The sequence below is a fragment of the Aquabacterium sp. genome, from assembly GCF_004297345.1.
Taxonomy (GTDB): domain Bacteria; phylum Pseudomonadota; class Gammaproteobacteria; order Burkholderiales; family Burkholderiaceae_C; genus Aquabacterium.
Genome location: NZ_SCTN01000619.1, coordinates 1 through 1,874, shown reverse-complemented (window position 1 = coordinate 1,874; position 1,874 = coordinate 1). Strand labels below are relative to the sequence as shown.

Below are 1,874 nucleotides of genomic sequence, written 5' to 3'. Positions count from 1 at the left end.
GCGAGCGCTGGCTGACCCGCGAGGAGGTCGATGCGCTGATCGCCGCCTCGGCGCCGCATATCCGGCGCTTCGTGATCCTGGCCTACCACACGGCAGCGCGCGCCGGCGCGATCCTCGACCTTACTTGGGACCGAGTCGACCTCGAGCACCGGCGTATCGACTATCGCCGTCCCGGCCGTGCTGCGACCAACAAGCGCCGCGCGACGGTGCCGCTCAATCCGGTCGTGCTGGGCGAACTGGCGTTGGCGCGGCGGGCCGAAGTGCAAGAGGCCCGGGCGAGCGACGATGCGGTGCCGATCCATGTCATCGAATATCGCGGGAAGCCGGTCAAATCGATCACGAAGGGCTTTGCCGACGCCTGCCGCCGCGCCGGCATCGAGGATTGCTCGCCGCACACGCTGCGCCACACCGCGGCGACGCACATGGTTATGGCTGGCGTGCCGCTCGCCCAGATCGCGCGCATGCTCGGCGACAGCGAGGCGATGGTGGAGCGGGTCTATGGCAAGCATTCGCCCGACTATCTGCGCGAGGCGGCCGACGCGCTCGCCGGCGATTTGCGGCCCCGCCTGGTTACCGAGAGGGAGGAGCAATGAGATGGCCTGGTTCGATCGAACAGAGGTCGAATTCGCCGTTGCGGCCTTACGAGCTTTGGCGGACGACATCGCCGAAGGCAGGGTGAGGGTCGCGTCGATACGTGTCGAGCATCCGGTGGATATGCACAACGCAGTCCTCCGGGCGATGGAGCGAAGCCGCGGTGAGCGCGCAGATGAGGAAAGCGCGAAGGACCCCATCTTGGAACTGCACATCCGGGTTGATCGGATTTCTCCGACAGGTGTCGGAGAAACCCCCCGATAGCGGGGCATCGTGGACCATCCTGGGCCACGAAACGCCGCGAACGAGGTATCAGGAACCACCGGGAACCATCAAAAAGCACTATGGCGCGGTGTTCGGACACGGCAGAGGTCGCACGTTCGAATCGTATCGGGTCCGCCAGTCTTTCCGCTAGTTTTGGTTCCGAGCCGCGCGCGGGTTTCTCCGACAGTTGTCGGATTTATCCGTTGCCGGCACCCCCAACCTGTGGATTAAGGTGGCGCGCGCGCTACCAGTCGACCGGCTAAGTTCGCCGCCCCGTCTTGGCTGCGGGCACAAAAAAAGCGCCGGGCCGGGAATGACCCCGAACCGGCGCGATGGCATTCCTCTGCGGCTTCGCAGGCCCACTCTATGGAGGACAACCATGCCTGCGGTCAACCCTGCCTTCCAACAGAAGATCCACGAACTGACAGCCTTCGCCTATCAGCATCAAATCGATTGCCCGCCGCTGATCGGGATCAACAACTGGCTCGCGCAGCAATCCGCCGCTACGCCGATCTCGGCCCGCACGGGCAGCCTCACCGGCCAGGCGGTTCCTTTCGACGACGCGGTGCTCGCCGCGGTGAAGTCCTCGCCGAACGGCGTCGGGCTCGCCGATCTGCGCGCGATCCTCGCGCCCTATGCCAGGCCGCCCAACCAGATCGAAACCGCGCTCGGCCGCCTGACGCGCGCGAAGACGATCGAGAAGCGGGGCGACCTCTGGTACATGAGCGGCGCCGGCAGCGGGACGGGCCAGCAGCCAAGGAGGCGCACGCGCGGCACCGCAGCGGCGCCCAAGACAGCAGCCCCGCCACGGGCCCGCGCAGCCTCGCCGACGGCGATGCCGCTCGGCGACAGGGTCTACGCGCTGATCCCGATGTCGGGCGGCATCGCGCAGACGGCCATCAAGGTCACCGGCGTCAAGCCCAACATCATCGGGACCTCGCTCGCGCGCCTCAAGAAAGCCGGGCGCCTCGTGGAGCAGAACGGGGTTTGGTTCCGTTCGGTGAAGGAACAACAGGCGG

Annotated in this window: 2 protein-coding genes and 1 pseudogene; all 3 read left to right on the top strand. The window is 66.7% G+C overall.

The features are described 5' to 3' along the window. The coding region (locus EPO09_RS22185; protein ID WP_290646802.1) for a site-specific integrase at nt 1–593 on the top strand (593 nt) is incomplete at its 5' end. A 1-nt stretch (nt 594) separates the two neighbouring features. After that, nucleotides 595–855, top strand: a complete 261-nt coding sequence (locus EPO09_RS22180) for a hypothetical protein (protein ID WP_290646800.1) — start codon at nt 595–597, stop codon at nt 853–855. A gap of 379 nt (nt 856–1,234) precedes the next feature. Next, nucleotides 1,235–1,874 (top strand): annotated as a pseudogene (locus EPO09_RS22175) (hypothetical protein); the annotation flags it as partial.